This window comes from Deinococcus metallilatus, assembly GCF_004758605.1.
In the GTDB taxonomy this organism is placed as follows: domain Bacteria; phylum Deinococcota; class Deinococci; order Deinococcales; family Deinococcaceae; genus Deinococcus; species Deinococcus metallilatus.
Map to the genome: position 1 here is coordinate 2,746,246 of NZ_CP038512.1, position 22,878 is coordinate 2,769,123.

26 protein-coding genes are annotated in these 22,878 nt (G+C 68.2%); 14 read left to right on the forward strand and 12 right to left on the reverse strand.

Translation table 11 applies throughout. The features are described 5' to 3' along the window. Positions 1–9: 9 nt before the first annotated feature. Positions 10–1,872, reverse strand: coding sequence for an ABC transporter substrate-binding protein (locus E5F05_RS19450; RefSeq protein ID WP_129120296.1), 1,863 nt, complete (start codon positions 1,870–1,872; stop codon positions 10–12). A gap of 55 nt (positions 1,873–1,927) precedes the next feature. Between E5F05_RS19450 and E5F05_RS19455 the strand changes: the two genes are divergently transcribed. Together E5F05_RS19455 and E5F05_RS19460 are read left to right on the forward strand one after the other, a co-directional pair. Beyond that, on the forward strand, positions 1,928–3,178 hold the full coding sequence (locus E5F05_RS19455) for an MDR family MFS transporter (RefSeq protein ID WP_129120297.1): 1,251 nt from the start codon (positions 1,928–1,930) through the stop codon (positions 3,176–3,178). Continuing rightward, on the forward strand, positions 3,175–4,365 hold the full coding sequence (locus tag E5F05_RS19460) for an MFS transporter (protein ID WP_129120298.1): 1,191 nt from the start codon (positions 3,175–3,177) through the stop codon (positions 4,363–4,365). Before E5F05_RS19455 ends, E5F05_RS19460 begins: the two co-directional genes overlap by 4 nt. Positions 4,366–4,793: 428 nt before the next feature. Here E5F05_RS19460 and E5F05_RS19465 read toward each other — a convergent pair whose 3' ends face one another. The 4 genes from E5F05_RS19465 to E5F05_RS19480 all read right to left on the reverse strand — a co-directional run bounded on the left by E5F05_RS19465 (position 4,794) and on the right by E5F05_RS19480 (position 8,186). Continuing rightward, positions 4,794–7,268: a heavy metal translocating P-type ATPase gene (locus E5F05_RS19465; RefSeq protein WP_129120299.1), complete on the reverse strand. Its 2,475-nt coding sequence runs from the start codon at positions 7,266–7,268 to the stop codon at positions 4,794–4,796. A 58-nt stretch (positions 7,269–7,326) separates the two neighbouring features. Continuing rightward, positions 7,327–7,563 carry a glutaredoxin family protein gene (locus E5F05_RS19470; RefSeq protein WP_129120300.1) on the reverse strand — a complete coding sequence of 79 codons (237 nt, stop codon included), beginning with the start codon at positions 7,561–7,563 and terminating at the stop codon, positions 7,327–7,329. A 69-nt stretch (positions 7,564–7,632) separates the two neighbouring features. Then, positions 7,633–7,977, reverse strand: a complete 345-nt coding sequence (locus E5F05_RS19475) for a metal-sensitive transcriptional regulator (protein WP_171029512.1) — start codon at positions 7,975–7,977, stop codon at positions 7,633–7,635. Continuing rightward, positions 7,977–8,186 (reverse strand): CopZ family metallochaperone, encoded by a 210-nt coding sequence (locus tag E5F05_RS19480; RefSeq protein WP_129120301.1) that lies wholly within the window; start codon positions 8,184–8,186, stop codon positions 7,977–7,979. Before E5F05_RS19480 ends, E5F05_RS19475 begins: the two co-directional genes overlap by 1 nt. Before the next feature lie 171 nt (positions 8,187–8,357). On the opposite strand from E5F05_RS19480, the gene E5F05_RS19485 reads away from it, so the two are divergent. Continuing rightward, on the forward strand, positions 8,358–10,868 hold the full coding sequence (locus E5F05_RS19485; protein ID WP_129120302.1) for a heavy metal translocating P-type ATPase: 2,511 nt from the start codon (positions 8,358–8,360) through the stop codon (positions 10,866–10,868). Between the two features lie 137 nt (positions 10,869–11,005). On the opposite strand, the gene E5F05_RS19490 is transcribed toward E5F05_RS19485, so the two are convergent. Genes E5F05_RS19490 through E5F05_RS19500 form a run of 3 tightly spaced genes read right to left on the reverse strand, consistent with a single transcriptional unit; the run spans position 11,006 to position 13,408 of the window. After that, on the reverse strand, positions 11,006–12,085 hold the full coding sequence (locus E5F05_RS19490) for a sensor histidine kinase (protein WP_129120303.1): 1,080 nt from the start codon (positions 12,083–12,085) through the stop codon (positions 11,006–11,008). Beyond that, on the reverse strand, positions 12,082–12,750 hold the full coding sequence (locus E5F05_RS19495; protein ID WP_129120304.1) for a winged helix-turn-helix domain-containing protein: 669 nt from the start codon (positions 12,748–12,750) through the stop codon (positions 12,082–12,084). Before E5F05_RS19495 ends, E5F05_RS19490 begins: the two co-directional genes overlap by 4 nt. A 58-nt stretch (positions 12,751–12,808) precedes the next feature. Then, positions 12,809–13,408, reverse strand: a complete 600-nt coding sequence (locus E5F05_RS19500) for a DUF305 domain-containing protein (RefSeq protein ID WP_129120305.1) — start codon at positions 13,406–13,408, stop codon at positions 12,809–12,811. A gap of 191 nt (positions 13,409–13,599) precedes the next feature. On the opposite strand from E5F05_RS19500, the gene E5F05_RS19505 reads away from it, so the two are divergent. The 4 genes from E5F05_RS19505 to E5F05_RS19515 all read left to right on the forward strand — a co-directional run bounded on the left by E5F05_RS19505 (position 13,600) and on the right by E5F05_RS19515 (position 15,795). Further along, a complete protein-coding gene (locus tag E5F05_RS19505) occupies positions 13,600–14,025 on the forward strand; it encodes a four-helix bundle copper-binding protein (RefSeq protein ID WP_129120306.1) in 426 nt (141 codons plus the stop codon). After that, positions 14,022–14,171 (forward strand): hypothetical protein, encoded by a 150-nt coding sequence (locus tag E5F05_RS21410; RefSeq protein WP_164973564.1) that lies wholly within the window; start codon positions 14,022–14,024, stop codon positions 14,169–14,171. Before E5F05_RS19505 ends, E5F05_RS21410 begins: the two co-directional genes overlap by 4 nt. 2 nt (positions 14,172–14,173) lie before the next feature. Continuing rightward, positions 14,174–14,326, forward strand: coding sequence for an SDR family oxidoreductase (locus tag E5F05_RS19510; RefSeq protein WP_241687250.1), 153 nt, complete (start codon positions 14,174–14,176; stop codon positions 14,324–14,326). Between the two features lie 506 nt (positions 14,327–14,832). Beyond that, positions 14,833–15,795, forward strand: a complete 963-nt coding sequence (locus E5F05_RS19515) for a Dyp-type peroxidase (protein ID WP_129120308.1) — start codon at positions 14,833–14,835, stop codon at positions 15,793–15,795. Positions 15,796–15,805: 10 nt separating this feature from the next. On the opposite strand, the gene E5F05_RS19520 is transcribed toward E5F05_RS19515, so the two are convergent. From E5F05_RS19520 to E5F05_RS19530, 3 genes are all read right to left on the reverse strand, one after another. Beyond that, a complete protein-coding gene (locus E5F05_RS19520) occupies positions 15,806–16,180 on the reverse strand; it encodes a DUF488 domain-containing protein (protein WP_129120309.1) in 375 nt (124 codons plus the stop codon). Then, positions 16,177–16,413 (reverse strand): molybdopterin dinucleotide binding domain-containing protein, encoded by a 237-nt coding sequence (locus E5F05_RS19525; RefSeq protein WP_129120310.1) that lies wholly within the window; start codon positions 16,411–16,413, stop codon positions 16,177–16,179. Before E5F05_RS19525 ends, E5F05_RS19520 begins: the two co-directional genes overlap by 4 nt. Before the next feature lie 190 nt (positions 16,414–16,603). Then, entirely contained in the window at positions 16,604–17,677 is a 1,074-nt protein-coding gene (locus tag E5F05_RS19530; protein WP_129120311.1) for a M42 family metallopeptidase, read from the reverse strand. Positions 17,678–17,769: 92 nt separating this feature from the next. Between E5F05_RS19530 and E5F05_RS19535 the strand changes: the two genes are divergently transcribed. From E5F05_RS19535 to E5F05_RS19560, 6 genes are read left to right on the forward strand one after another with little or no spacing between them, the layout of a single operon-like run. Then, positions 17,770–18,597: a MerR family transcriptional regulator gene (locus E5F05_RS19535; RefSeq protein ID WP_129120312.1), complete on the forward strand. Its 828-nt coding sequence runs from the start codon at positions 17,770–17,772 to the stop codon at positions 18,595–18,597. 57 nt (positions 18,598–18,654) lie between these two features. Further along, entirely contained in the window at positions 18,655–19,035 is a 381-nt protein-coding gene (paaI, locus tag E5F05_RS19540) for a hydroxyphenylacetyl-CoA thioesterase PaaI (RefSeq protein WP_129120313.1), read from the forward strand. 44 nt (positions 19,036–19,079) lie between these two features. Beyond that, complete coding sequence (locus E5F05_RS19545; protein ID WP_129120314.1) at positions 19,080–19,538, forward strand: DMT family transporter; 459 nt, start codon at positions 19,080–19,082, stop codon at positions 19,536–19,538. Continuing rightward, on the forward strand, positions 19,535–20,005 hold the full coding sequence (locus E5F05_RS19550; protein ID WP_129120315.1) for a DMT family transporter: 471 nt from the start codon (positions 19,535–19,537) through the stop codon (positions 20,003–20,005). The genes E5F05_RS19545 and E5F05_RS19550 overlap by 4 nt, the downstream gene beginning before the upstream one ends. Positions 20,006–20,015: 10 nt before the next feature. Further along, positions 20,016–20,516, forward strand: a complete 501-nt coding sequence (locus tag E5F05_RS19555; protein ID WP_129120316.1) for a MarR family winged helix-turn-helix transcriptional regulator — start codon at positions 20,016–20,018, stop codon at positions 20,514–20,516. Between the two features lie 52 nt (positions 20,517–20,568). Continuing rightward, a complete protein-coding gene (locus E5F05_RS19560; protein ID WP_129120417.1) occupies positions 20,569–21,108 on the forward strand; it encodes a single-stranded DNA-binding protein in 540 nt (179 codons plus the stop codon). A 33-nt stretch (positions 21,109–21,141) separates the two neighbouring features. On the opposite strand, the gene E5F05_RS19565 is transcribed toward E5F05_RS19560, so the two are convergent. Beyond that, on the reverse strand, positions 21,142–21,582 hold the full coding sequence (locus E5F05_RS19565; protein WP_129120317.1) for a pyrophosphohydrolase domain-containing protein: 441 nt from the start codon (positions 21,580–21,582) through the stop codon (positions 21,142–21,144). A gap of 381 nt (positions 21,583–21,963) precedes the next feature. On the opposite strand from E5F05_RS19565, the gene rocF reads away from it, so the two are divergent. Then, positions 21,964–22,863: an arginase gene (gene rocF / locus E5F05_RS19570; RefSeq protein ID WP_129120318.1), complete on the forward strand. Its 900-nt coding sequence runs from the start codon at positions 21,964–21,966 to the stop codon at positions 22,861–22,863. The last annotated feature ends 15 nt before the right edge of the window (positions 22,864–22,878 follow it).

The following is a 22,878-nucleotide window of genomic DNA, read 5'->3' on the forward strand; positions in this document are numbered from 1 at the left end:
ACGTGAGCCTCAACGGGATTCGTCGTTCACCGGGAGAGAAGGCTGTGATTCGGCAGCAACGCCCTGGCAGGGCCGCTCTCTGTCCATCTCTGGAAGTTCCTCCTGCTGCCGTCGTGCCTGCTCAGGCCGGAGGGGCAGGCCATCCCCAATCCACAGCTTGCGGAAGTTGATGCGTCCGTACGAATCGGGCAGCACGTCCCGGATCAGCGGATGAATGGTGCGCTGCTTGACGCGGTGATGCGTGAGGTGAATATGGTGCCCTCCCAGCAGGAGGTCTTCCACCCGGTCGATGATCGCCTCGCGCTCCGCGAAGGTATCGGCGGTGCGGTAGCTGTCCAGTTCGGCGTCAATCTCCGCCAGCAGCGGTTCGGGGAGCAGGGTGCGGAACAGCAGTTCAGGTTGCTTCATCGCTGTCCAGAAGGACAGGTGCTCGTCCGGGCCGCTGACCTCCCCCATCATCACCAGGTCGGCGGGTGATGCCCTGTCCAGGGCATCGTGCAGTTCGTAGGGGCGCGGCTCGATGGGCAGGCCCACCTGTGCCGCCTGCCGCACCAGCCAGTCGGCCTCCTGCACGGCATCGGTGCGGTTCAGCACCCACAGGCGCAGCGGCGGCCCGTCGTACCCGGCCTGCACGAGCAAAGAGCGGGCACGTTCCAGATCGTGGTAGCGGGGCGAGCGCGCCTTCGAGCGGCGCGGGTAGAAGGACTGCGCTATCAGCAGCGGCCAGGGGAGATGGGCCTCCCGCCAGTACCGCCGGATGTCATGCAACTCAAACACGGCGGCGCGGAGGGCAGAATTCTGCGCGGCGCGCTGGCCCGCGTTCCAGATCAGGAAATGCACGCCAATCTCTTCCTGCCAGTTCGTGACGGTTTCCGGGGCCGCCCCGTCCACGTGCAGGGTGGGTTCGTTCGCCAGCGGACCGACCCGGTACAGTTCCACCTCGTCGATCAGGGGACGGCCCGCGAAATGTGCGTCGAAGGCGGTGAGGCGCACGCCATCCGGCAACGAGGTCCAGCGGAACGCACCGGTACCTACCAGATGCCGCTCATCGAAGGGCACGTCGCGTGGGAGGATGAGGGCGTGGGAGTCGGCCAGCCGCCGTGGCAGGAAGGCGTCCGGGCGCACCAGGTGGACCTGCACCCGGAACGGATGGTCGGACGTGATGGCCTGGACCCCCGGCAACAGCCACTCGGCTCCCTGCCGCAGCCGCTCCAGCGTGAACAGCACGTCCCCGGCATCCAGCGTGCGCCCGTGATGAAACGACACCCCCTTACGCAGGTGGAACGTCCACGTCAGCCCATCCGCCGACACATTCCAGTGGTGCGCCAGGTGTGGTTCCAGCCTGCCCGTGTCTGCGTCGAAGCGCGTGAGCGGATCGAGGACCTGGGCCAGCAGGTGGGCCTCGGTGGCGGCGTGGGCCGTAATGGGATCGAGGCTGGTAAACGCCCGGAACATGACGGTCCGCAGGCGATCCGTGCCGGACGGCGACTCGCTCAGCCCGAACACGCCCCGAACCGCGTCCGTCATCACCCAAGCCCGGGGGAACGGCAGACGGGAGAGCCGCGCCAGGTCCCCCGCCGCCCCATCCCGCGCCAGGCTGGCCGTCAGCGTATCCAGTTCACGCCTCGTGTCGCCGCTGAACGCCACCCGTGACGTGTGCCCGCGTCCGCGCCCCGGCGTGTAGGTCAACTTTCGCTCCTCCTGCAAGCGGGTCACCTGCCGTTTGGCGGTCTTGTCGCTGCACGCCCACCACGCCGTCAGTTCCGCCTGCGTGACGGGGTAGACGGGCTGCTCGCCATCCCGCGCCAGCAGGGCCGCGCGCAATGTCAGGTACGGCCAGTCCGGTCGGGGGTCACGCGGAAAAGGGGTCATCGCCCCTGCATTCTGGGCCTTTTTTCCTCTTTTGCCCTCCCGCAGACTGGCGGGCATGTGGGGAACGCTGCACCCGAACGTCAAGGTCCGCATCATCAACTCGTTTCTCACACGCATGGTGGGCGGGGCGATCTTCCCCTTCATGGCGATCTACTTCACGCAGCGCCTTGGGGCGGGCCTGGCCGGGCTGCTCCTGATGCTGCTGGTGGGTGTGCAGTTCATGGCCGGGCTGTACGGCGGTGGGCTGGCGGACGCCTGGGGCCGCCGCCGCACGCTCCTTGTGGGGGAGGTTCTGAAGGTGCTGGCGTTCGCCGCCCTGCTGCTGGCCAACCTGTGGCTGCCGCTGGCGTGGTGGACGTTCGCCGCGCTGGTGGTCATCAACGTCGCCAACGGGCTGATCAATCCTGCCGCCGAGGCCATGCTGGTGGACGTCAGCACGCCGGAAAGCCGCACCTTCATGTACGCCGTGAACTACTGGGCCATCAATGCCAGTCTCCTGATCGGCACGCTGCTGGGCGGCTGGCTGTATCAGGATCACTTCACGGCCCTGCTCACCGGGCTGCTGGGTATGTCGTTCCTGACGCTGTTCCTCGCGTGGCGCTTCATGACCGAGACGCTGGGGGGACCGCGCCGCAGCGCTGCGGAAGTCCGTGAGCGTGTGGGTCTGCGTCCCCTGCTGGGCAGCTACGCGCAGGTGGTCGGGGACCGGGCCTACCTCCTCTTCCTGCTGGGCTTCGTGCTGCTGATGAGCATCGAATTCGGACGGCAGAACTTCATTCCCGTGCATCTGGTGCAGGCGTTCGCCCCGCAGACCTTCCTGGGCCTGCCGCTGACCGGCGTGAAGGCCATGAGCCTGCTCACCGCCATCAACACCGTCATGATCGTCGCGTTCACCATCCCGATCAGCCACTGGGTGAAGGGCCGTGACCTGAAGCGGGTGATGGCCTGGGGCTTTCTGCTCTTCGCGGGGGGGTTCGCCGTCCTGAACGGCAGCGTGCACCTGGGCGTGTTGATTGCCGGAAGTGTGGTGCTGTCGGTGGGGGAACTGCTGTATGTGCCCACCCGCCAGACCCTGCTGGCCGACCTGATCCCCGAGGACCGGCGCGGCGCGTACCTCGCCGTGAACGGGCAGGTCTTCACCCTCGGGAAGTGGCTCGCGGCCCTGGGCGTGCCCCTGGGTGCCCAGATCGGCGAAACCGGCATGCTGCTGGTCACCGCCGTGCTGGGGCTCCTGGCCGTGCTGCTGAGCCTTGCGGGCCTGCGCGGGCAGCCTGGGGGTGCTCCTCTGGCGGGGAAAGCGGCTTGACCCTCCTGCCCAGGCTATACCACGCCTACCCGCGCAACTTCTGGCTGCTGTGGGTGGGCACTCTGATCAACCGTATCGGGGAGTTCGTGGTGCCGCTGCTGGGCTTCTACCTCACGGCCCAGCGGGAGATGAGCGTCACGCAGGTCAGTGTCATCCTGAGCGCGCTGGGCGTCGGGCGGTTCTTCGCCGAAGGGTTCGGCGGCAGCCTCAGTGACCGCTACGGCACCGGCTTCACCATGAAGCTCGCCCTGATCGGGGGCGGGCTGATGCTGCTCCTGCTCGCGCAGGCCCGGACCTTCCCGCAACTGTTCGCCGGGGTCCTGGCGTACTCGCTGTTCACCGCCATGTACAAACCCGCGGCCAGCACCGCCGTCGCGGACATGACCAGCGGCGCGCAGCGGAGCCGGGCCTACAACCTCATGTACTGGGCCATCAACGTCGGCGCGTCGGTTGCCCCGGTCCTGGGTGGCTGGCTCTCCAGATTCTCGTTCAAGCTGCTGTTCTACCTCGACGCGGTCACCATGTTCATCTACTCGGCCCTGCTGGTGCTGTTCTTCCGCCTGCCGAAACGTGCCCACGGCAGCGTCAAGAAGACCTCCCTCCTCCCGCGCGACTCCCTGCTCTGGCAATTCTGCGTCGCCAGCCTGCTCTACAGCCTCACGTACCAGAGTTACAAGCTGCTCGCCCTGGTCTTCGCGCAGCAGGGCTTCACCGCCGTGCAGTACGGGCAGGTGCTCAGCGTGAACGGCTTGCTGGTGATCCTGCTGGGCCTGCCCATCGGACATCACGTCAGCCGGACCAGCCATCCCCGCTGGCAGGTCGCGGGCGCGGCGCTGCTCGGCACGGGCTTCCTGATCCACGCCGTCGCACAGACCTTCGCCCTGCATGTCCTGGCCGTGGTGGTCTGGACGCTGGGGGAAATCGTGGCCTACAGCATCAGCAAGACCATCATCAGCGAACTGGCGGCTCCCGCCCAGCGCGGCACGTACATCGGCCTCGTGGGCAGCATGAGCGGCCTCGCCACGCTGATCGCACCGCTGCTCGGCGGCTTTCTGCTGGCCCAGGCGGGCGCCACGCCCATGTGGCTGGTGATCGCCGGACTGGGCTTCGCCGCCGCCCTCCTCTTCCTGGTGCTGGAAGGCCAGGTGACGCAGCGGCGCAGCGAAACCCTGGCCATGGGGGACTGACCCCGGGAGGCTGGCGGAGTCAGGTCAGCTCAGGCTCCCGGGTGTGCGGCGCTGTGTCCGTGGCCCTCCCCTCGCCTGGGCTGTCAGCGCGCCTTTCTGTTCGCCTCTTTCAGCTCCGCGGCGATTTCGCGCAGCCGTTCATCCCGGCTGCCGATGGCCTCTTCAAGTCCCTGGGAGGCGCGGACGCGCATGGCGGTGATGCGGGGCTGACTCTCCCTGGTGAGCCGCACGAACGGCAGGTCTGGAGGGCACGCCTGCCGTGCTGCCGCGTAAACACTCGCCTCGCGCCTGGGCGCGGTGCAAGTCCTCGGCCTTCCCGGGGGGCCTTCCCGAACTGGTTTCACCAGACTGCCCCCGCTCCCCGTAACCGCTAGCGTTTGTTTCCGCGTCCTCTACTGGCATGGCCCCTGGAAGCAGCAGGCCTGAGTTCAGGTAACAACGGGCCTGACGTTCGCCTGCGGGACCCCCCGCTCGAAGTGGACCCGATTGAGCAGCAGGGCGTTCATGGTGACGATGACGGTGCTGGCACTCATCAGCAGGGCGGCCCACTCGGGGCGCAGCAGGATGCCGTAGGCCGGGTACAGCACGCCCGCCGCGAAGGGGATGGCCAGCACGTTGTAGATCGCGGCCCAGAAGAGGTTCTGCTTGATCTTGCCGCGGACTTTTCGTGCCAGGGCGATGCTGCTCGCCACGTCCGCCGGGCTGCTCTTTACCAGGATCACGTCGGCCGTCTCGACCGCCACGTCGGTTCCGGCACCGATGGCGATGCCCACGTCCGCCTGCGCGAGCGCGGGCGCGTCATTCACACCGTCGCCGACCATAGCGACCGTGCGGCCCTGCCCCTGAAGTTCCTGCACTTTGGCGGCCTTGTCCTGCGGCAGGACCTCGGCGATCACCGTGTCCATGCCCAGTTGCCGGGCGACTGCCTCGGCGGTGTGCCGGTTGTCCCCGGTCAGCATGACGGTCTGCACGTTCAGGGCATGCAGCGCCTGAACGGCCTGCTTCGCCGACTCGCGGATGGTGTCCGCGACAGCCACCACGCCCAGCGCCCGGCCATCCGCCGCCACGTACATGGCGGTCTTCCCGTCCGCCGCCAGGCGATCCACCTCCCCAGACAGGGCACCGATGTCAACCCCCTCCCGGTCCATCAGCTTGCGATTGCCGATCAGCACCCGCTGGCCCTGCACCGTCGCCTCCACGCCGTGCCCGGGAATGCTGTCGAAGGTCTCCGGCCGACCTACCGTCACGCCCCGCGCCTGCGCGCCCTTCACGATGGCCTCCGCCAGTGGGTGCTGCGAGGGCTGGTCCGCGGAGGCCGCCAGGCGCAGCAGCTCGGCCTTGCTGGCTCCGGGCGCGGGAAGCACGTCGGTCAGGGAGGGCTTGCCCTCGGTGAGTGTCCCGGTCTTGTCGAAGATCACGGTGTCCACCCCGGCGGTCGCTTCCAGGGCGGTGGCGTTCTTGAACAGCACGCCCTCCCGCGCGCCCTTCCCGACCCCTACGGTAATCGCGGTGGGCGTGGCCAGGGCAAGCGCGTCCGGGCAGGCAATCACGATGGCGGACACGGCGGCGGTCAGTGCGAACACCACGCCTTCATTCCCCAGGAAGTACCAGGCCAGGAAGGCGATCAGGCCCGCGCCGAGCGCCACGAACACCAGGTACTTCCCGGCCAGGTCGGCCAAGCGCTGCGCGGGGGCCTTGCTTGCCTGCGCGTTCTGCACCATCTGGACGATGCGGGACAGGGCGGTATCAGCCCCCACCGCCGTCGCGCGGAAGGTGAAGGCCCCATTCTGGTTCACCGTCCCACCGGTGACCCTCGCTCCTGGGTTCTTGGCGACGGGGATGGGTTCGCCGGTGATCATCGACTCATCCACGTAGCTGCTGCCCGTCAGGACTTCTCCATCCACCGGCACGCGGTCCCCGGGCCGCACGGCGATCTCGTCGCCCACCACCACCTGCTCGAGGGGAGTCTCCTGCTCCTGCCCATTCCGCACGACGCGCGCTGTGGAAGGTGCAAGTTTCAATAGGGCCTCGACTGCCCGCCCCGTGGCGAAGCGCGAGCGCATCTCCAGCCAGTGGCCCAGCAGCGACAGGGTCGTGAGCATCGCCGCAGCTTCGAAGAACACGTCCGTTCCACCCAGGAAGAACGTGGCGTACACCGAGAAGACCCAGCTCACCAGGATGCCCGTGGCGATCAGGGTCATCATGTTCGCCTCGCCGCGCTTCAAGGCGCGCCAGGCTGCGGAGATGAACGGCCAGCCGCCCCACCACACCACCGGCGTGGACAGCAGCAGCCCGAACCAGGCCATCGAGAGGCCGAAAGGCGGCATGGCGGTGAAGCCCAGCGTCTCCCCGATGGGGGAATACAGCACCACGGGCACGGTCAGCACCAGGCTGATCACGAAGCGGCGCAGCATGTCGTTGACCATGTGCGCGCCGTGCCCCGCGTGTTCGTCGTGTCCCATATCGGCGTGCGCGTCATGCCCGGCGTGGGTCATGCCCGCATGACGGCCGTGATCCATTGCCGCGTGCGTGTCCCGCGCTCCTGCTGCCCCAGCGTGACTCATCGCGGCGTGGTCATGCCCACTGTGCCCCTGATGCTCGTGCCCGACGCTCGGGTGGCCTGGCTGCACCACTGACGGCGCGCAGTCCTGGCAGGCGCAGTCGTACCCGGCGGCGTGCAGGCGCTGGCGGAGTTCCGCCTCGGTCACGCTGCCCGGGTCGTACCCCAGGTGCGCCACCGCGCGTGTGCGGTCGACGTGCACGGAGGTCACGCCGGGAATCCGCGCGAGGCTCTGCCCCAGGTCCGCGAACTCGGAACCGTCGTGGCAGTTGCGGAACGCCACTTCGAGGACCGTCGCCGATGCGTGGTGGCCATGGTGTCCGCTGTGGCCCTGCGTCGTCATGCCTGCCTCCTGTCCATCCGGCCACCTTAGGCCAGCACTGTTCAGCTTCCGTAAAGGGTCAGGCGAGGAGTGCTTCGATCTTTGGCCGCTGCTGATCGAAGGTGCCGAAGAAGAACTGCTCACCGACAACGGTGATGGGTGCGACGCGCACGCCGTACCGGGCTTTGGCCTCGTCCGCCACGGCGGGGTCGGTCAGGTCGCGCTCCTCAAAGGGAATGCTGTGCTGGTTCAGCCAGAGGCGCAGGGCGTGGCAGTCCGGGCAGGTGGGTGTGGCATACAGGATGACCTTCGGCATGGGGAACCTCCAAAGCAAAGGGGGGCGAACGCGCGTCCGCCCCCGGAAAGCCGTGTTGCGCGCGTGGCTTCAGATGTACTTGAGCGCGTCCATCAGCTCTTCGACGAGTTCCTTCTCATCGCCGCGCGTGGCGGCTGTCGCCACGTGTGCTTCGAGGTGGCCGCGCAGCACCACGCTGGCCGCACCGTCCAGGGCACCCTGCACCGCCTTGATCTGCCGCAGCACGTCCACGCAGTACACGTTCGGGTCTTCCAGCGAGCGGCGGATGCTTTCGAGGTGCCCGCGAGCGATGGCGAGACGACGCGCCGCCCGCTTGCGGCTGTCCTCGGGCATGCAGAGGTGATGGGCCGTGTGGCAGCTCTCCCCCTCGGTGGGGATCACGTCCAGTGGTTCGGCGGCCGTCTCCTTCGCCATTACGGGTTCGCCACCTGGGCGCCGTAGCCTTCCTCAACCACGGCTTCGACAAGCTGCTGCGGTTCGGCATTGCCCTGCACAACGGCCTTGCCGGTCTTCAGGTCCACCTGCGCGTCGGTCACGCCGGGAACGCTCTTGAGGGCCTTGGTCACGCCCGCCTGGCAGTGGCCGCAGGTCATACCGGTGATGTTCAGTTCGATCTGGCTCATGGTCTTCCTCCTGAAGTCAGGGTATATCCTCCCCCCTGGGATGTCAATGCAATGCCGCACCGCTCCGCGTCACACAGCCACTTCTTTCCTCAGGCTCTTGCCAATCCCCCCCTCCGGGTCTATTCTGGCAGCATCTCTATCCCCCCACGGGGGGTTGGAAGGAGCGGAGGAATGTCGAAGACCATCGAACTCGGCGTGCAGGGCATGACCTGCGCGAGTTGCGTCGGAAGGGTGGAACGCGGGCTGAAAAAGGTGGAAGGCGTGGCGGAGGCCAGCGTCAACCTCGCCACCGAACGCGCGACGGTCACATACGACCCGGCGATCACCACGCCCCAGGCCTTGCTGGACAAAGTGAAGGACGTGGGTTACGAACCCATCGTCAGCCACATTGAGCTGGGCGTGCAGGGCATGACCTGCGCCAGTTGCGTCAGCCGCGTGGAGCGCGCGCTGAAAAAGGTGGACGGCGTGTTGAGCGCCAGTGTGAACCTTGCCACTGAGCGTGCCACGGTCACGTACCTCCCCTCCAGCGTCAGCCCTGGTCAGCTCAAGGCCGCCATCCGGGACGCCGGGTACGAGGTGCTGGAGGAACAGGCGGGCCTCAGCCGGGAAGACCAAGAACGCGAAGCGCGGGAGCGGGAGGTCAGTCACCTGCGCCGCCAGGTGCTTTTCAGCGCCGTGTTCGCCGTGCCGCTGCTGCTGATTGCTATGGTGCCCATGCTCGTGCCCACCTTGAATGCCTGGCTGATGACCACCTTCGGGCCAGGGATCATGACCACCCTCAACTGGGTGATGCTGGCGCTCGCCCTTCCCATCCAGTTCGGCCCCGGCTTGCGCTTCTACCGCCTGGGCTGGAAAAGCCTGAAGAACAGGTCGCCCGACATGAATGCCCTGGTGATGATCGGCACCACAGCGGCCTTCCTGTACTCGCTGGTCGCCACCGTGGCGCCCGGCATTTTCCCAGAAGGCACCGCGCACGTGTACTACGAAGCGTCCGGCGTCGTCATCACCCTGATCCTGCTGGGCAAGTACTTCGAAGCCGTCGCCAAGGGCCGCTCAAGCGAGGCGATGAAGAAGCTGCTCAGCCTGCAAGCGAAGACGGCGCGCGTCGTGAGGCACGGCCAGGAACTGGAACTGCCCACGGATGAAGTCCTGGTGGGCGACCTGATCTCCGTGCGCCCCGGCGAGAAAATTCCTGTGGACGGCGAAGTGGTGCAGGGCGCGAGCTTCGTGGACGAGAGCATGATCACCGGCGAACCTGTGCCCGTGAGCAAGCAGCCCGGCGCAGGCGTCGTCGGCGGCACCATTAACCAGAACGGCGCACTGACCTTCCGCGCCACGCGCATCGGCGCGGACACGGCCCTCGCGCAGATCATCAAGCTGGTCGAGACGGCCCAGGGCAGTAAGCCGCCTATCCAGGGCCTCGCGGACCGGGTGGTCGCGGTGTTCGTGCCGGTCGTGCTGGGCATTGCCGCGCTGACCTTCCTGCTCTGGCTGATCCTCGGCGGGCAGACGGCTCTGAGCTTCGCGCTGATCACGACCGTCGCGGTGCTGATCATCGCCTGCCCCTGCGCGATGGGCCTGGCGACCCCGACCAGCATCATGGTGGGCACCGGCAAGGCCGCCGAACTCGGCGTGCTGTTCAAGGGCGGCGGCGCTCTGGAAGGATTACAGGACGTGCAGGTCGTCGCGGTGGACAAGACCGGCACCCTGACGAAAGGCAAGCCGGAACTCACCGACCTGGTCACCGCGCCCGGCTTCGACCGCATCAGCGTCCTGAAGCTGGTTGCTGCCTCAGAAGAGCAGAGCGAGCACCCGATTGCGCGGGCCATCGTCGAAGGGGCGAGGCGTGAGGGCATCGCCACCGTGAAGCCGGAATCCTTCGAAGCCGTGCCCGGGTACGGGCTGGAAGCCCGCGTGGACGGACATCTGGTCCAGGTCGGGGCGGACCGCTACATGGTGAAGCTGGGACTGAACGCGGACCTCTTCGCCGGGCAGGCCGAACGTCTGGGGGACGAGGGCAAGAGTCCGCTGTATGCCGCCATTGACGGACAGCTCGCCGCGATTATCGCCGTGGCGGATCCCATCAAGGAAGGTTCTTCGGCCGCCGTGAATGCCCTGCACCGGATGGGCCTGAAGGTGGCGATGATCACGGGGGACAACGCGCGCACGGCAAACGCCATCGCCCGCCAGCTCGGCATTGACGAGGTGCTTGCGGAGGTGTTGCCCAGCGGCAAGAGTGACGCAGTGAAGGCGCTCCAGGCGAAGGGGCAGAAGGTGGCCTTCGTGGGCGACGGCATCAACGACGCTCCCGCGCTGGCCCAGGCCGATGTGGGGCTGGCCATCGGGACGGGGACGGATGTGGCCGTGGAGACCGCCGACGTGATCCTGATGAGCGGAGACCTGCGGGGCGTGCCCAATGCCTTCGCCCTCAGCCGCGCCACCCTGCGCAACATCAAGCTCAACCTCTTCTGGGCCTTCGCGTACAACATCATCCTGATTCCGGTCGCGGCGGGCGTCCTGTACCCGGCCTTCGGCATTCTGCTCAGCCCGGTCCTCGCGGCGGCGGCGATGGGCTTTTCCAGCGTCTTTGTCCTCAGCAACGCCCTGCGGCTGCGCGGCTTCCAGCCACCCGTGGAGCCCGACGCCGTTGCCGTCCCGTCACCGACCACCGCCCACGCCTGAAGCCCCCGGCGCGGGGAGCCGCACGCTTCCCGCGCTTCAACCATGACCAAGCTCAACGTCGGCCCCTACGTCGCTTCCCTGAAGACCAGCCCCGGAACCTGTTGGGCCAGGCCCCCCTTTCACGGGGGTCTTCCTGTTCAGGCCAGGGGCAGGGTGAAGGTGAACGTGCTGCCGCCCTCGCCCGAAGTGACCCTGACCGTGCCGCCCATCTGCTCCACCAGGCCGCGGGCGATGGTCAGGCCGACGCCGCTCCCCTCGCCGCGCGTCCGGGCCGGGTCCACCCGGTAGAAGCGCTCGAAAATCCGTTCCAGGTGGTCAGCGGGGATGCCGCTCCCGGTGTCCTCGACGCTGAACCCGACCTGCCCGCCAACCTCCTGCACCGCCAGCGTGACCCGGCCACCCGGCGGCGTGTGGCGCAGGGCGTTGGACAGCAGGTTGGACAGCACCTGCAAGGCCCGCTCGAAGTCCGCCCGGACTTGCAAGTCGTCCGGTGGGTTCTGGGCCATCAGCGTGACCCCGCGCTCCGCGTAGGCGTCCCCGAAGCGCTCCAGGGCCGCGGTGAGCAGACTCCGCGCACTGAAGATCGTCGGGTGCAGATCCACCCGGCCCGCCTCGATCCGGGACACCAGGCTCAGGTCGCTGGCGAGGCGCTCCATGGCACGCACCTCCCGCCGGATGGCTGGCGCGGCCTGCTCCGGCAACATCACGCCGTCGGTGAGGGCCTCGCTGTACCCGCGCAGCGCGGCCAGCGGTGTCCGCAACTCGTGCCCGACGTTTCCAATCAGGGCCGCCCGGTCCTGTTCCACCCGCTCCAGCGAACCGGCCATCACGTTGAAGTTGTGCGCGAGGCCCGCCAGTTCGTCCCGCCCGGTTTCAGGAAGTCGCCGGGCGTACTGGCCCGCCGCGAGCGCCTGGCTGCCGTCTGAGAGCAGCCGCACAGCCCGCACGATGCGCCGGGAGGTCAGGGAGGCGGTGAGTGCGGCGACGGCCACGGCGAAGGGCACTGCGGCCAGCAGGGCACTGTTGAGGGTGCGGCGCATGCCGCGTTCCAGGTCCGGGCGCAGGGCGCGGCCTTCCGGGCCAATCAGCGCCACCATCTGCTCCACGTGGTGCCGGTAGAAGCTGGGCGCGATGAGTTCCACCACCAGGAACAGCGCGCCCAGCGCGACCAGGATCACCAGCAGGTGCCCCAGGAAAAGCCGCGGGAAGAGCTTCACGCCTCCTCCCGGAAGCGGTACCCCACGCCGCGCACCGTCTCGATGAAGCGCGGCTGCTCCGGGTTCTCCCCCAGCTTGCGGCGCAACCCGGCCATGTGAACGTCCACCACCCGCTCCACGCCGGGAAAGTCGGCTCCCCATACCCGTTCGAGCAGGCGGTCCCGCGACCACACGAAGCCGGGATGGCGGGCCAGGGTGAGCAGCAGGTCGAACTCCAGCTTCGAGAGGCTGAGTTCCTGTCCGTCGAGGGTGGCGGTGCGGGTCCGCTCGTCCAGTTGCAGGCCGCCCGTCGACACGCTGTCCTGAATACGTGCCCGGCGCAGCAGCGCCCGCACGCGCGCCACGACTTCGCGGGGAGAGAAGGGCTTGGTGACGTAGTCGTCCGCGCCGACCTCCAGGCCGCGCAGCTTGTCCTCCTCCTCGCCCCGCGCGGTGAGCAGCAGGATCGGGAAGTCCGGATGGTCGCGGCGCTGCTGCCGCGCCAGGTCGAGGCCGCTCACCCCCGGCAGCATCCAGTCGAGGATGGCGAGGTCCGACTCGTTCAGGCGGGCCTGTCCGGTTAGCCCATCTTGTGCTTCCAGCACGGTGTGCCGCTCGGCTCGCAGGTAGACGCCCAGAATCTCCAGAATGGCAGGGTCGTCGTCGACGATCAGGATGCGGGCCATAACTCCCTTTCAGGGTAAAGGCCCCGCCGTGGGGGCGAGGCCGAGCGGAGGCCAGGTGTCAGCCGCGCCGGGCGAGCCACTGCCTATAGGCGTACATCTCGTCGGCCTGCGCCTGGATGATGTCGCGGGAGAGCTTCAGCACGCGGGGGTCGTTGCTCCTTTGCAGGGCCAGGCTCGCCATGTCCAGCGCCGAGGCGTGGTGGGGCAGCATCCCCTCCACGAAGGCCACGTCCGGATTCTTCGCGGTCTTCAGCGGCGTGACCATGCCCTTCATGCCGCTCGCCATCATGTCGCGCATGCCCGTGTTCATTCCGCCCAGGGGCTTCAGCCAGGCGGTCATGTCGTTGATCTCGCGGGTCTGGTCGCGGATGACGTTCGCCACCCAGCTCTTCACCTGCGTGTCCTTCACCCGGCCCTGCACGGCGCGGGCCATGTCCACCGCCCCCTGGTGGTGCGCGATCATCATGCTGAGGTAGGCGCGGTCGAAGGCCTTCCCACTCAACCCGGCGAGGCCGCCCATGTCGTTCATGCCCTGGGTCACCGGGGCGGCGGTGGTAGCGGGCTGGCCGTGCATGCTGTGGTCCATCTGCGCGAGCGCGGGCGTCGCCGCCAGGGTCAGGGCCGTGAGGGTACTCAGGAGGAGGCTCTTGCTCTTCATGGCCCGACGCTACCGGGCGTGTGTTCAGCTTGTGTAAAGGCTGCTCTGGGCGAGGGATTTCCGCTTGGCGCGGCTGAAAAGCAGCCGCCTTCATCCCTTCTTCAGCCCAGCGTTACAGAAGCTGAACACGGCCTTCTTACGGTGGACGGGTCCAGTTGCCCAGAAGCCCCCATTCCACCGAGGAGATCATCATGTCGCAAGCCACCCAGGCCATGCTCGCCACCCATCCCCAGCGGGAATCCGCCGCCTTCAACATGCAGGCCCTCACCGCTTGCATCGACGCCTGCTTCGAGTGCGCGCAGGTGTGCACTTCCTGCGCCGACGCCTGTCTGGGCGAGCGGGAGCACCTGATGCACCTCGTTCACTGCATTCGCCTGAACCTCGACTGTGCGGACGTGTGCGGGACGACGGGCCGGGTGCTGTCGCGGCTGACGCAGCCCGATCAGAACGTGCTGCGGACCCAACTGCAAGCCTGCGTGGCCGCCTGCCGCGCCTGCGGGGACGAGTGCGAGCGGCACGCCCGCGAGATGAACATGGAGCACTGCCGCATCTGTGCCGAGTCCTGCCGCCGTTGCCAGCAGGCCTGCCAGCAGTTGCTCGGTGGGATGAACGTGTGAAGAAGCTGACCCTGGCCCTCGCGCTGACCCTGCTCTTCGGCTACGCGGTCAGCAAGGGTGCCCTCGCGACCTTCACGAAGGTGCTGACGGCATCAAGCGGGGCAGCCGCGCCAACGCCGTCGCGCCGGGGCCAGGGGGGACGCTGATCCTGCCGGTGTCGATGCCGCCAGAGAAGGTGGCCGAGATCGGCAAGCAGGAATCCCCCATCGGGCGGCCTGCGCAGCCCGCCGAGATCGCCCCGGCCTTCGTGTTCCTGGCGTCTCAGGAGGCGAGCTATGTGAACGCGAGATTCTGGGGGTGACCGGGGGAAACCGCTGGGACAAGGCCAGCAAAAGCTGGTTACGGGGGCTCGCTTTTGATTCTGCCTGTTCCTGCCAGCCACCCCGGCGTTCGGGGGCATCCTCAGCCCGCAGTTTCATTGGAAAAAGCCCGCTACCATTCTTGCGGCCCGGGCAGCTTCCGAACCGCTGGAGAAGCTGGAAGCTGAAGCCAAACAGAAGCCATCCGCCAAACCGCCGCTCGGCGTGCCTTGGCGCCCACCTGAATCCATCGCACCCGGGGTCGTCTTTCCCGCCAGGGACGATGCCTACATGGTTTCGGGCGCCACCTATGACGTGACAGGTGGCGCCAGCGCGAACAACATGGTGAAGGCGCCGGTAATGCTGCGGTCGGAGCCGCAAGAACGAGGTTTGCTACCGCCGACCGTGACTTTGTGAAGCTCATTTCTCTGTACAGGCATTGAGATATCCTGGAACGGATGCGGCAGTCGCAAAGTCCATCTCTACATGATTCGGCCAAGGAATATTCATGACGGTCGAGAGCCAGGCCGTCGCCTCGAAGCTGTCGCGCGCGGCAATCTTTCTCGTGGCCACGCTGAACGAAGGCGAGGAGAGCCTGGACGCGGTGCGCGCGATGTGCGGCGATCTGGCCGGATTCGTGCGGGCGGTCGGCTTTCGCGATCTCGACGGCGGGTTGTCGTGCATCATGGGATTCGGCTCGCAGGCGTGGGACCGGCTGTTCGGCGCGCCCCGGCCCAAGGAGTTGCATCCCTTCCGCGAGATCAACGGGCGGCATCACGCAGTGGCGACGCCGGGCGATATCCTGTTCCACATCCGCGCGCGGAGCATGGACCTGTGCTTCGAGCTCGCGATGCAGATCACCGCGCGCCTGGGCGGTGCGATCACCGTGGTCGACGAGACGCACGGGTTCAAGTTCTTCGACCAGCGCGACATGACCGGCTTCGTCGACGGGACCGAGAACCCGGTCGGGCGGGAGAGCCTTGACGCGGTTCTGATCGGCGACGAGGATTCCGCCTTCGCGGGCGGCAGCTATGTGATCGTCCAGAAATATCTGCACGACCTCAAGGGCTGGAACGCGCTTCCGGTCGAGCGGCAGGAACTCATCATCGGCCGCAAGAAGCTGTCCGACATCGAGCTGGAGGCTTCGGTCAAGCCCTCCTGGGCGCACAACGCGCTGACCTCCATTACCGACGAGGAGGGCAACGAGCTCAAGATCGTGCGCGACAACATGCCCTTCGGCACAATCGGCAAGGGCGAGTTCGGCACCTATTTCATTGGCTATGCGCGCTCGCCGTCGCGGATCGAGCGGATGCTGGAGAACATGTTTGTCGGCAATCCCCCGGGCAATTACGACCACCTGCTCGATTTCAGCCGGGCGGTCACCGGCAGCCTGTTCTTCGTGCCGCCCGAGACATTCCTCGGCGCGGCTGGCCCCGCGGCGCAAAGCTCGGCGACGGCAAAGCCCGTATAACGATCATTGCTCAGGCTTCGCCGAGCAGCACGTCCCTCAGGACGACCGCATCGTTATGCTGTTCGTCATGCGCGCTGTAGACGAGCGTGACGACGCGGTTTCTGGCCAGGCTCCGGATGCGGTCGAGCGCGCCCGATTGCTGGACAAGCTCGGCGCGATAGCGGCGCTGGAATTCGGGCCAGCGCGCGGGATCGTGACCGAACCATTTGCGTAGCTCGGTGCTCGGCGCCACCTCTTTCATCCAGTCGTCGAGCGCGGCCTTTGTCTTGCTCACCCTGCGGGGCCACAGCCGGTCGACGAGAATTCGCACCCCATCGCCCGGCTCGGCAGGTTCGTAGGCGCGTTTCAGGCGAAGATGCGAAGCTGGAACGCTGGAGCCGTTCATGCAAAGGTCCGCGCCGCGAAGGGCTCGCCGAAGCTCAGACGACGCACCGCGACCGGAGAGGACTTCAACGGCGGCTGATGGCGGATCGGGTCGCGGGCATACCAGGTGTGCTGGTTGGCCGATTGCGTGCCGCGGCCGTAGTGGCCGGGCACGAACACCTCGCCCGGCCGCACGGAATCGAACACTATCGCCACGCCCTCCCAACGGCCGTGCGGCGAGGTGATCTCGACCATACCGCCGAGCCCGATTCCGAGCCCCGCCGCATCGAAGGTGGGGGCGGCGAACGCGGGAGGGCCAGGCAGGACAGGCGATTTGAGCAGCGAGCAGCCAGTTGACGCAGCCTTGCCCGGCGCGCGTGCCCCATTCCCTAGCCCGGATGCCCCGGAGCCCCCCCTTCGCCCGCGGCCTGACGTTCCGCGCTGCTCACTCCCCCCGCACGTGCGCCAGCATCAGCTCCGCCGTCGCTTTCAGCGCGTCCAGGTGGGTGCGTTCGTAGGCGTGGCTCGCGTCCACGCCGGGGCCGATCAGGGCGACGGGGTAGTCGCCGCCCGCGCGCCAGGCCGCCGTCCCGTCGCTGGCGTAGTAGGGGTAGAGGTCCACCTTCAGGTCCAGCCCCGCCCGCCGCGCCGCCGCGCGCAGGCGGTTGCCGAGCGCGTGGTCGTACGGCCCGCCGCTGTCGGCCACGCAGAGGGTGACGTGATGCTCGCTGCTGGTCTGCCCTTCCCCGACGGCGGCCATGTCCACGGCGATCAGTTCGTCGGTGTGCGGCGGAATGCCGGTCGCGGCCCCGTGCCCCACCTCCTCGTAGGTGGTCACGTGGAAGGCGGCGGTGTGGGCGGGGGGCTGACCGAGGAGCGCGCGGGTCACGCCCAGGAACACGGCGACAGCGGCCTTGTTGTCGAGGTGGCGGCTCTTGAGGTAGCCAGCGCCGGTCAAGGTGGCGCGGGGATCGAAGCTCACGAAGTCGCCCACCTCGATCCCCAGCGCCCGCGTCTCGCCGTCGCTGACAGTGGGGGCGTCCGGGCGGACTTCCATCACGGCCTGCTCGCGCCGGAGTTCGCGCAGGGCCGGGCCGTGAACGTGGGTGCTCTGGTGCGTGTTCACGACGGTCCCGGTGATGACCTCGCCGCGCTGGGTATGAACCTGCACATACTCGCCCTCGATGGTGGCCCAGTCGTAGCCGCCCAGCATGGCGAGGCGCAGCCGCCCGTTCTCCTTGATCTCCTTCACCATCGCGCCGAGGGTATCCACGTGGCCGCTGAAGGTCGTGTGCGGCTGGCCAGGCGTCCCCGCGATTTCCCAGGTCAGCGCGCCCTTCTTGCTGCGGCGGTGCGGCACCCCCAGCGCGTCCAGTTCCCCTTCCAGCAGGCGCACGGCGGCCTCGGTGAACCCGGTGGGGCTGGGGGTGTTCAGCAGGCGCAGGAGGAGGTCGGTGGTGGAGGGCAGGTCGAACGCTCCGGGCCGTGCGGCGGGGATCAGGGCAGGCGGGACGGTCATGGCGGGATGATACGCCCCCGACTTGACCCTCCCCCTGGGGCAGACCGCAGACTGCTCCTACCTATAGGACTGGACCTCCGGGGGTGGTCAGCATGACGGACACGGAAGCAACCCTCACCATCGGCGCCTTCTCGCGCGCCTCGCGCCTGAGCCTCAAGGCCCTGCGGCTGTACGACGACCTGGGCCTGCTCCCGCCCGCCCGCGTGGACGAGGGGACAGGTTATCGCTACTACACCCCTTCCCAACTGGGCACGGCGCACCTGATCGGCCTGCTGCGGCAACTCGACCTGCCGCTGAGTGAGGTGCGGGCGGTGCTGGACACCCCCGCGCAGACCCGGGCTTCGCAACTCACGCAACTCTGGGCGCGGGTCGAGCGGGAACACGGACGGCGCCGGGGCGTGGCGCAGTACCTCATCGAGAAACTGCAAGGAGAGACGGACATGACCGACCACTTCGACGTTCAGCAACGCCTTGTGCCCGCCCAGCGCGTGGCGACCCTCACCCGGCGGCTCTACGTGGCCGACCTGACAGACTTCATCGGGGAGGCGGGCGGCAGGCTACACGCCTTGACGGGAGCGCAGACGGCGGGAGCTACCTTCGTGATCTACCACGGTGAGGTCAACGCCGACAGCGACGGCCCGGTGGAAGTCTGCGTGCCCTTCACGGGAAGCCTGACCGTCCCGGACGACGTGACGGTGCGCGAGGAACCCGCCCACCACGAGGCGTATGTGACCCTGACCCGGGCGCAGTTCGTGTTCCCCGACATCCTGCGGGCCTACGACGCCACCTGCGAGTATGCGAAGGCACACGGCACGCCGGGCGAGTTGTCCCCCCGCGAGGTGTACCCGGTCGCCTGGGACGGGCTGAGTGACAACGACCCGGCGGGGGACGTGGCCTGGCCCTTCGTGCCGCGCGGCTGAACGTCCCTCCCCTCCCCGCCCCCGGTCCACGCCCGCCGGGGGCGTTACCCTGCCGCCATGAGCTACGCCGACACCCTGGGAATGCACGTGCTGGAGGCCACCCCCGAACGCACCCGCGTCACGCTGACTGTCACTCCGGGCGGCCTGAACATGCACGGCACCGCGCACGGCGGTCTGCTGTTCAGCCTGGCGGACGAGGCCTTCGCGGTCATCAGCAATCTGGAGGCGCAGGCGGTGGCGGTCGAGACACACCTGAGCTTCTTCCGCGCCGCACGGGAGGGGAATGAACTGGTGGCCGTCGCCACGCCCGAGCGCGTGGGCCGCACGCTGGCGACCTACCGGGTGGAGGTGCGGCGCGGGGAGGAGGGGGAGGTGCTGGCGCTGTTTCTGGGGACGGTGGCGAGGCGGGAGCAACGACAGGAAGCTGGACGATCTTGACTTATTTCACCAGTTAAATGTTTACTGGGGAACAAGGAGGCCCTATGATTGTCCGCCCTTCCCTGTTTCCCCTGGCGCTCGCGGTGTTGGCGGGAAGCTTTCTGCCCGTCCAGTTTGCCGTGAACGGCGCGCTGGCGGGACAACTTCATTCGGTGACCCTGACCGCCGCCGTGTCCTACGGCATGGGGACGCTGGGGCTGATGTCGCTGCTGGTCCTGGGCCGGACCCGACCCGCCTGGGCGTCGGCCCGGCAGGCGCCGCGCTGGGTCTGGCTGGGCGGGGTGGTCGGGAGTGCCTACGTGGTGGGCAGCGTGCTGCTGACGCGGGCGCTCGGCGCGGCCCTGGCAACGACGCTGGTGATCGCCGCCCAGGTCGTGACGGCGATCCTGCTCGACCACCTGGGTGTCCTGGGCCTGAAACGGCGGCGGGTGAACCGGGCACGTGCTGCTGCGCTGGCGCTGGTCCTCGCGGCGCTCGGCGTGCGGCTGTGGGGGGCGGCGTGAACCTCGCGGTACTGCTGGGCACGCTGGGGGCGGGGGTGGGGCTGGCGGCGGGCCTCGCCTTCAGCGTGCGGCTGTCCGGCGCGCTGGGCAGCCCGCTGGCGGCCACGCTGGTGAATTTTCTGGTAGGCGGCGTGTTGATGGTCGTGCTGTGGGGCCTTGGCCTGGACGGGGCGCGGCCCGCGCAGTTCCCCGCCGCGTGGATGCTGACCGGCGGGCTGCTGGGTGCGGCCTACGTGACCCTCAGCCTGCTGGTGGCCGCGCGGCTCGGCGTGGGCTTCAGCACCGTCGCCGTGACGCTGGGGCAACTGCTGGGGGCGCTGGTGATCCCGGCCCTGGGCTGGCTGGGCCAGACGCGGCAGGCGCCCACGCCGGGCGGCCTCCTCAGCGCCGCCCTCCTGGCCGTGGCGGTGGCCCTGCTGGCCTCGGACCGGCAGCAAGGCGAGGCCACGGGCGCTGAAACCCGTTAAAAGGTAAGGGATGAAGACGCCACGGCTGGAACTGGAGCAGATCGAACGGGATTGGCGCGCCGCCAGGCCGGACGTGAACCCGGACCCGATGTTGACCGTGATCGCCGTACAGCGGGCCAGTCACGCCCTCCAGACGGCGCTGGAAGCCTTTTTCGCGCGGCACGACCTGACGCCCTCGGCCTTCGATGTCCTGGCAACGCTGCGCCGCTCCTCTCCCCCGGAGGGTCTGACCCTGGGGGAACTCGCCCAGCGGATGGCGATCACGCCGCCCGCCGTGACCAAGCGCGTGGACGGGCTGGAGCGCCGGGGCTGGGTGGTCCGGCAGGCCGACGCCGGGGACCGCCGCACGGTGCGGGCGGCCCTGACCCCCCGGGGCCGGGAGGCCGTGGACCACCTCCTGGCCGACCACGTGGCGCACGAGGAGGCGTTGCTGCGTGACCTGACGCCGGGCGAGCGGGCCACCTTACGGGCACTCCTGGGTCGCCTTCCCGCCCAGCCCGAACAAGAATGAAGGCACACAGGACCTCCAGCTTTGTGTTATGTTATTTACGTAAGGAGGCATGATGCTACATATCGAATTCATCACCGACCTGGGCGCGAAGGTCAGCGTGGACGTGGAGAGCGCCGACAAGCTGCTGGACGTGCAGCGCCAGTACGGGCGGCTGGGCTGGACCAGCGGCGAGATTCCGGTGGGCGGTTACCAGTTCCCGCTGGAGAACGAACCCGACTTCGACTGGTCGCTGATCGGCGCGCGCAAGTGGACCAACCCGGAGGGCGAGGAGATGGTCCTGCACCGGGGCCACGCCTACCGCCGCCGCGAACTGGAGGCGGTGGACAGCCGCAAGATGAAGCTCCCCGCCGCCGTCAAGTACAGCCGGGGCGCCAAGAACACCGACCCCGACCACGTGCGCGAGAAGGCCGACGGCGAATTCGAGTATGTGACGCTGGCGATCTTCCGCGGCGGCAAGCGTCAGGAACGTTACGCCATCCCCGGCGGCAACCGCGCCCCCGCGCAGGCGAGTGCCCCGGCACGCCCGGCGGCACGTCCCCAGAATGGTCGGCCCGCCGCTGTCGCGGTTCAGGAAGAGGAAACGCCGTTCTAAGGGTGAGGGGTCAGTGGGAAGAAACCCCTCCACTCACCACTCACCACTGACCACTTCCTGCCCCTCAATCACCCCCCGCACGTCGGCAGGCTGCCAGCCCTCGGGTTTGAGCAGCTTGCCGTCGGCGCGTCTGGGGCCGCCGAGCTTGCTCAAGTTCGCTCGGTGGACTTCGGCAAACACAGCGTCGGCGTCGATGCCAAGAGCGTCCAGAGCGCCGTAAGTCACGTACAGCAGATCCGCGAGTTCGTGGGCGAGGGGCGCGAGGTCGGCGGGGGGGATGCTCTCACCCGCTTGCAGGCGGGCCTCCAGGCGGGTCCATTCCTCCTCGACCTCCTGCACTTCCTCGCGGATCAGGGTGCGGCGCAGGGTCAGCAGGGGGAGGTCGGGCACGGTGGGGCGTTCCGGCGAGGCCAGGCCCAGGGCGCGGTGAAACTCGCGCAGGCGGGCGCCGTTGCTGTGGGGAGGCTCGGACATGGCCGGATGCTAGAGCAAGGGCTGACCCCCCAAAGCGAAAGGGAGCCAGTGACGGCTCCCTTCGGCTTGAGGTGCGGGTGGCGGGCCTCGAACCCACCTTGCGGCCTACTTCCGGCCCGCTCGCACGCCCGTTGTTGAGGAGGTGGGCGTCTCCCTCCGCCCAGGAGCCTTGACCCCCGGCGACGAAGCGAAGTATGCGCCCCCCGTGTCAGCTTTATATGTGCCGTCTGGCGGGGGAGCCTTAAGACAAGTGACGTAACGGGCACACCGAGCGCACAACCACCCTTATGAATATTCATCTGCATATCCCCCACGTCGGGAAGCGCATCATATTCTTGCAAGGCTGAGGCATAGCGGCTTTTCGGCCCTACTCTGGAGGCCATGAACGTGAATATTCTGGGGATTCCGATGGACCTGGGCGCCGGGCGGCGCGGCGTGGACATGGGGCCTTCGGCCCTGCGGAACGCACATCTGGCGGCCCGGCTGCGCGACCTGGGGCATACGGTCCGTGACCTGGGGGACGTGGATGTCGCCCTGCCGGAGACGCTCGACAAGCACGCGGGGGCGGGGCTGGTGTTTCTCGACCCCATTCTGGAAGCCTGCCGCGCGACGGCCGAGCAGCTCGCCGCACTGCCGGGAGACGTGTTTCCGATCACGCTGGGCGGGGACCACTCGGTCAGCATGGGCACCGTGACTGGCAACGCGCTGCGCGGGAACCCGGCGGGCGACCGCACCGGCCTGATCTGGGTGGACGCCCACACCGACTACAACACGCCCGAGAGCAGCCCCAGCGGCAACATCCACGGGATGCCCGTCGCGCACCTCACCGGGCTGGGGGACGCGGACCTTGCCGGGCTGGGTGGCGGCTGGTCCTTGCGGCCCGAGGACATCGTGATGATCGGCATTCGCAGTGTGGACGCCTTCGAGCGCGACCTGCTGCGCGAGGCCGGAATCAAGGCTTACACCATGAAGGAGGTGGACCAGCTCGGCATCACCCGCATCACCGAGGAGACGCTGGAGCGCCTGGGGGACGTGCGGCGGCTGCACGTGTCCTTCGACGCCGACGCCCTCGACCCGACCGTCGCGCCCGGCGTGGGCACGCCCGTTCCCGGCGGCCTGACCTACCGCGAGGGTCACCTCCTGATGGAACTGCTGTGCGAATCGAACCGGGTGACCAGCCTGGATATCGTGGAGGTGAACCCGGTGCTCGACACCCGCAACCAGACCGCCGAGGTGATGGTGGGCATGGCGGCGAGCCTGCTGGGGCAGCGCATTCTGTAGGCCCAGAATTGCGAC

Coding starts and splice junctions, on each gene's coding strand:
- E5F05_RS19560 (WP_129120417.1), top strand. CDS start 20,569: ATGCTACATATCGAATTCATCACCGACCTGGGCGCGAAGGTCAGCGTG.
- rocF (WP_129120318.1), top strand. CDS start 21,964: ATGAACGTGAATATTCTGGGGATTCCGATGGACCTGGGCGCCGGGCGG.
- E5F05_RS19520 (WP_129120309.1), bottom strand. CDS start 16,180: ATGAACGGCTCCAGCGTTCCAGCTTCGCATCTTCGCCTGAAACGCGCC.
- E5F05_RS19455 (WP_129120297.1), top strand. CDS start 1,928: ATGTGGGGAACGCTGCACCCGAACGTCAAGGTCCGCATCATCAACTCG.
- E5F05_RS19500 (WP_129120305.1), bottom strand. CDS start 13,408: ATGAAGAGCAAGAGCCTCCTCCTGAGTACCCTCACGGCCCTGACCCTG.
- E5F05_RS19475 (WP_171029512.1), bottom strand. CDS start 7,977: ATGGCGAAGGAGACGGCCGCCGAACCACTGGACGTGATCCCCACCGAG.
- E5F05_RS19515 (WP_129120308.1), top strand. CDS start 14,833: ATGACGGTCGAGAGCCAGGCCGTCGCCTCGAAGCTGTCGCGCGCGGCA.
- E5F05_RS19545 (WP_129120314.1), top strand. CDS start 19,080: ATGATTGTCCGCCCTTCCCTGTTTCCCCTGGCGCTCGCGGTGTTGGCG.
- E5F05_RS19485 (WP_129120302.1), top strand. CDS start 8,358: ATGTCGAAGACCATCGAACTCGGCGTGCAGGGCATGACCTGCGCGAGT.
- E5F05_RS19495 (WP_129120304.1), bottom strand. CDS start 12,750: ATGGCCCGCATCCTGATCGTCGACGACGACCCTGCCATTCTGGAGATT.
- E5F05_RS19470 (WP_129120300.1), bottom strand. CDS start 7,563: ATGCCGAAGGTCATCCTGTATGCCACACCCACCTGCCCGGACTGCCAC.
- E5F05_RS19535 (WP_129120312.1), top strand. CDS start 17,770: ATGACGGACACGGAAGCAACCCTCACCATCGGCGCCTTCTCGCGCGCC.
- E5F05_RS19565 (WP_129120317.1), bottom strand. CDS start 21,582: ATGTCCGAGCCTCCCCACAGCAACGGCGCCCGCCTGCGCGAGTTTCAC.
- paaI (WP_129120313.1), top strand. CDS start 18,655: ATGAGCTACGCCGACACCCTGGGAATGCACGTGCTGGAGGCCACCCCC.
- E5F05_RS19530 (WP_129120311.1), bottom strand. CDS start 17,677: ATGACCGTCCCGCCTGCCCTGATCCCCGCCGCACGGCCCGGAGCGTTC.
- E5F05_RS19505 (WP_129120306.1), top strand. CDS start 13,600: ATGTCGCAAGCCACCCAGGCCATGCTCGCCACCCATCCCCAGCGGGAA.
- E5F05_RS19555 (WP_129120316.1), top strand. CDS start 20,016: ATGAAGACGCCACGGCTGGAACTGGAGCAGATCGAACGGGATTGGCGC.
- E5F05_RS19465 (WP_129120299.1), bottom strand. CDS start 7,268: ATGACGACGCAGGGCCACAGCGGACACCATGGCCACCACGCATCGGCG.
- E5F05_RS19450 (WP_129120296.1), bottom strand. CDS start 1,872: ATGACCCCTTTTCCGCGTGACCCCCGACCGGACTGGCCGTACCTGACA.
- E5F05_RS19480 (WP_129120301.1), bottom strand. CDS start 8,186: ATGAGCCAGATCGAACTGAACATCACCGGTATGACCTGCGGCCACTGC.
- E5F05_RS19525 (WP_129120310.1), bottom strand. CDS start 16,413: ATGGTCGAGATCACCTCGCCGCACGGCCGTTGGGAGGGCGTGGCGATA.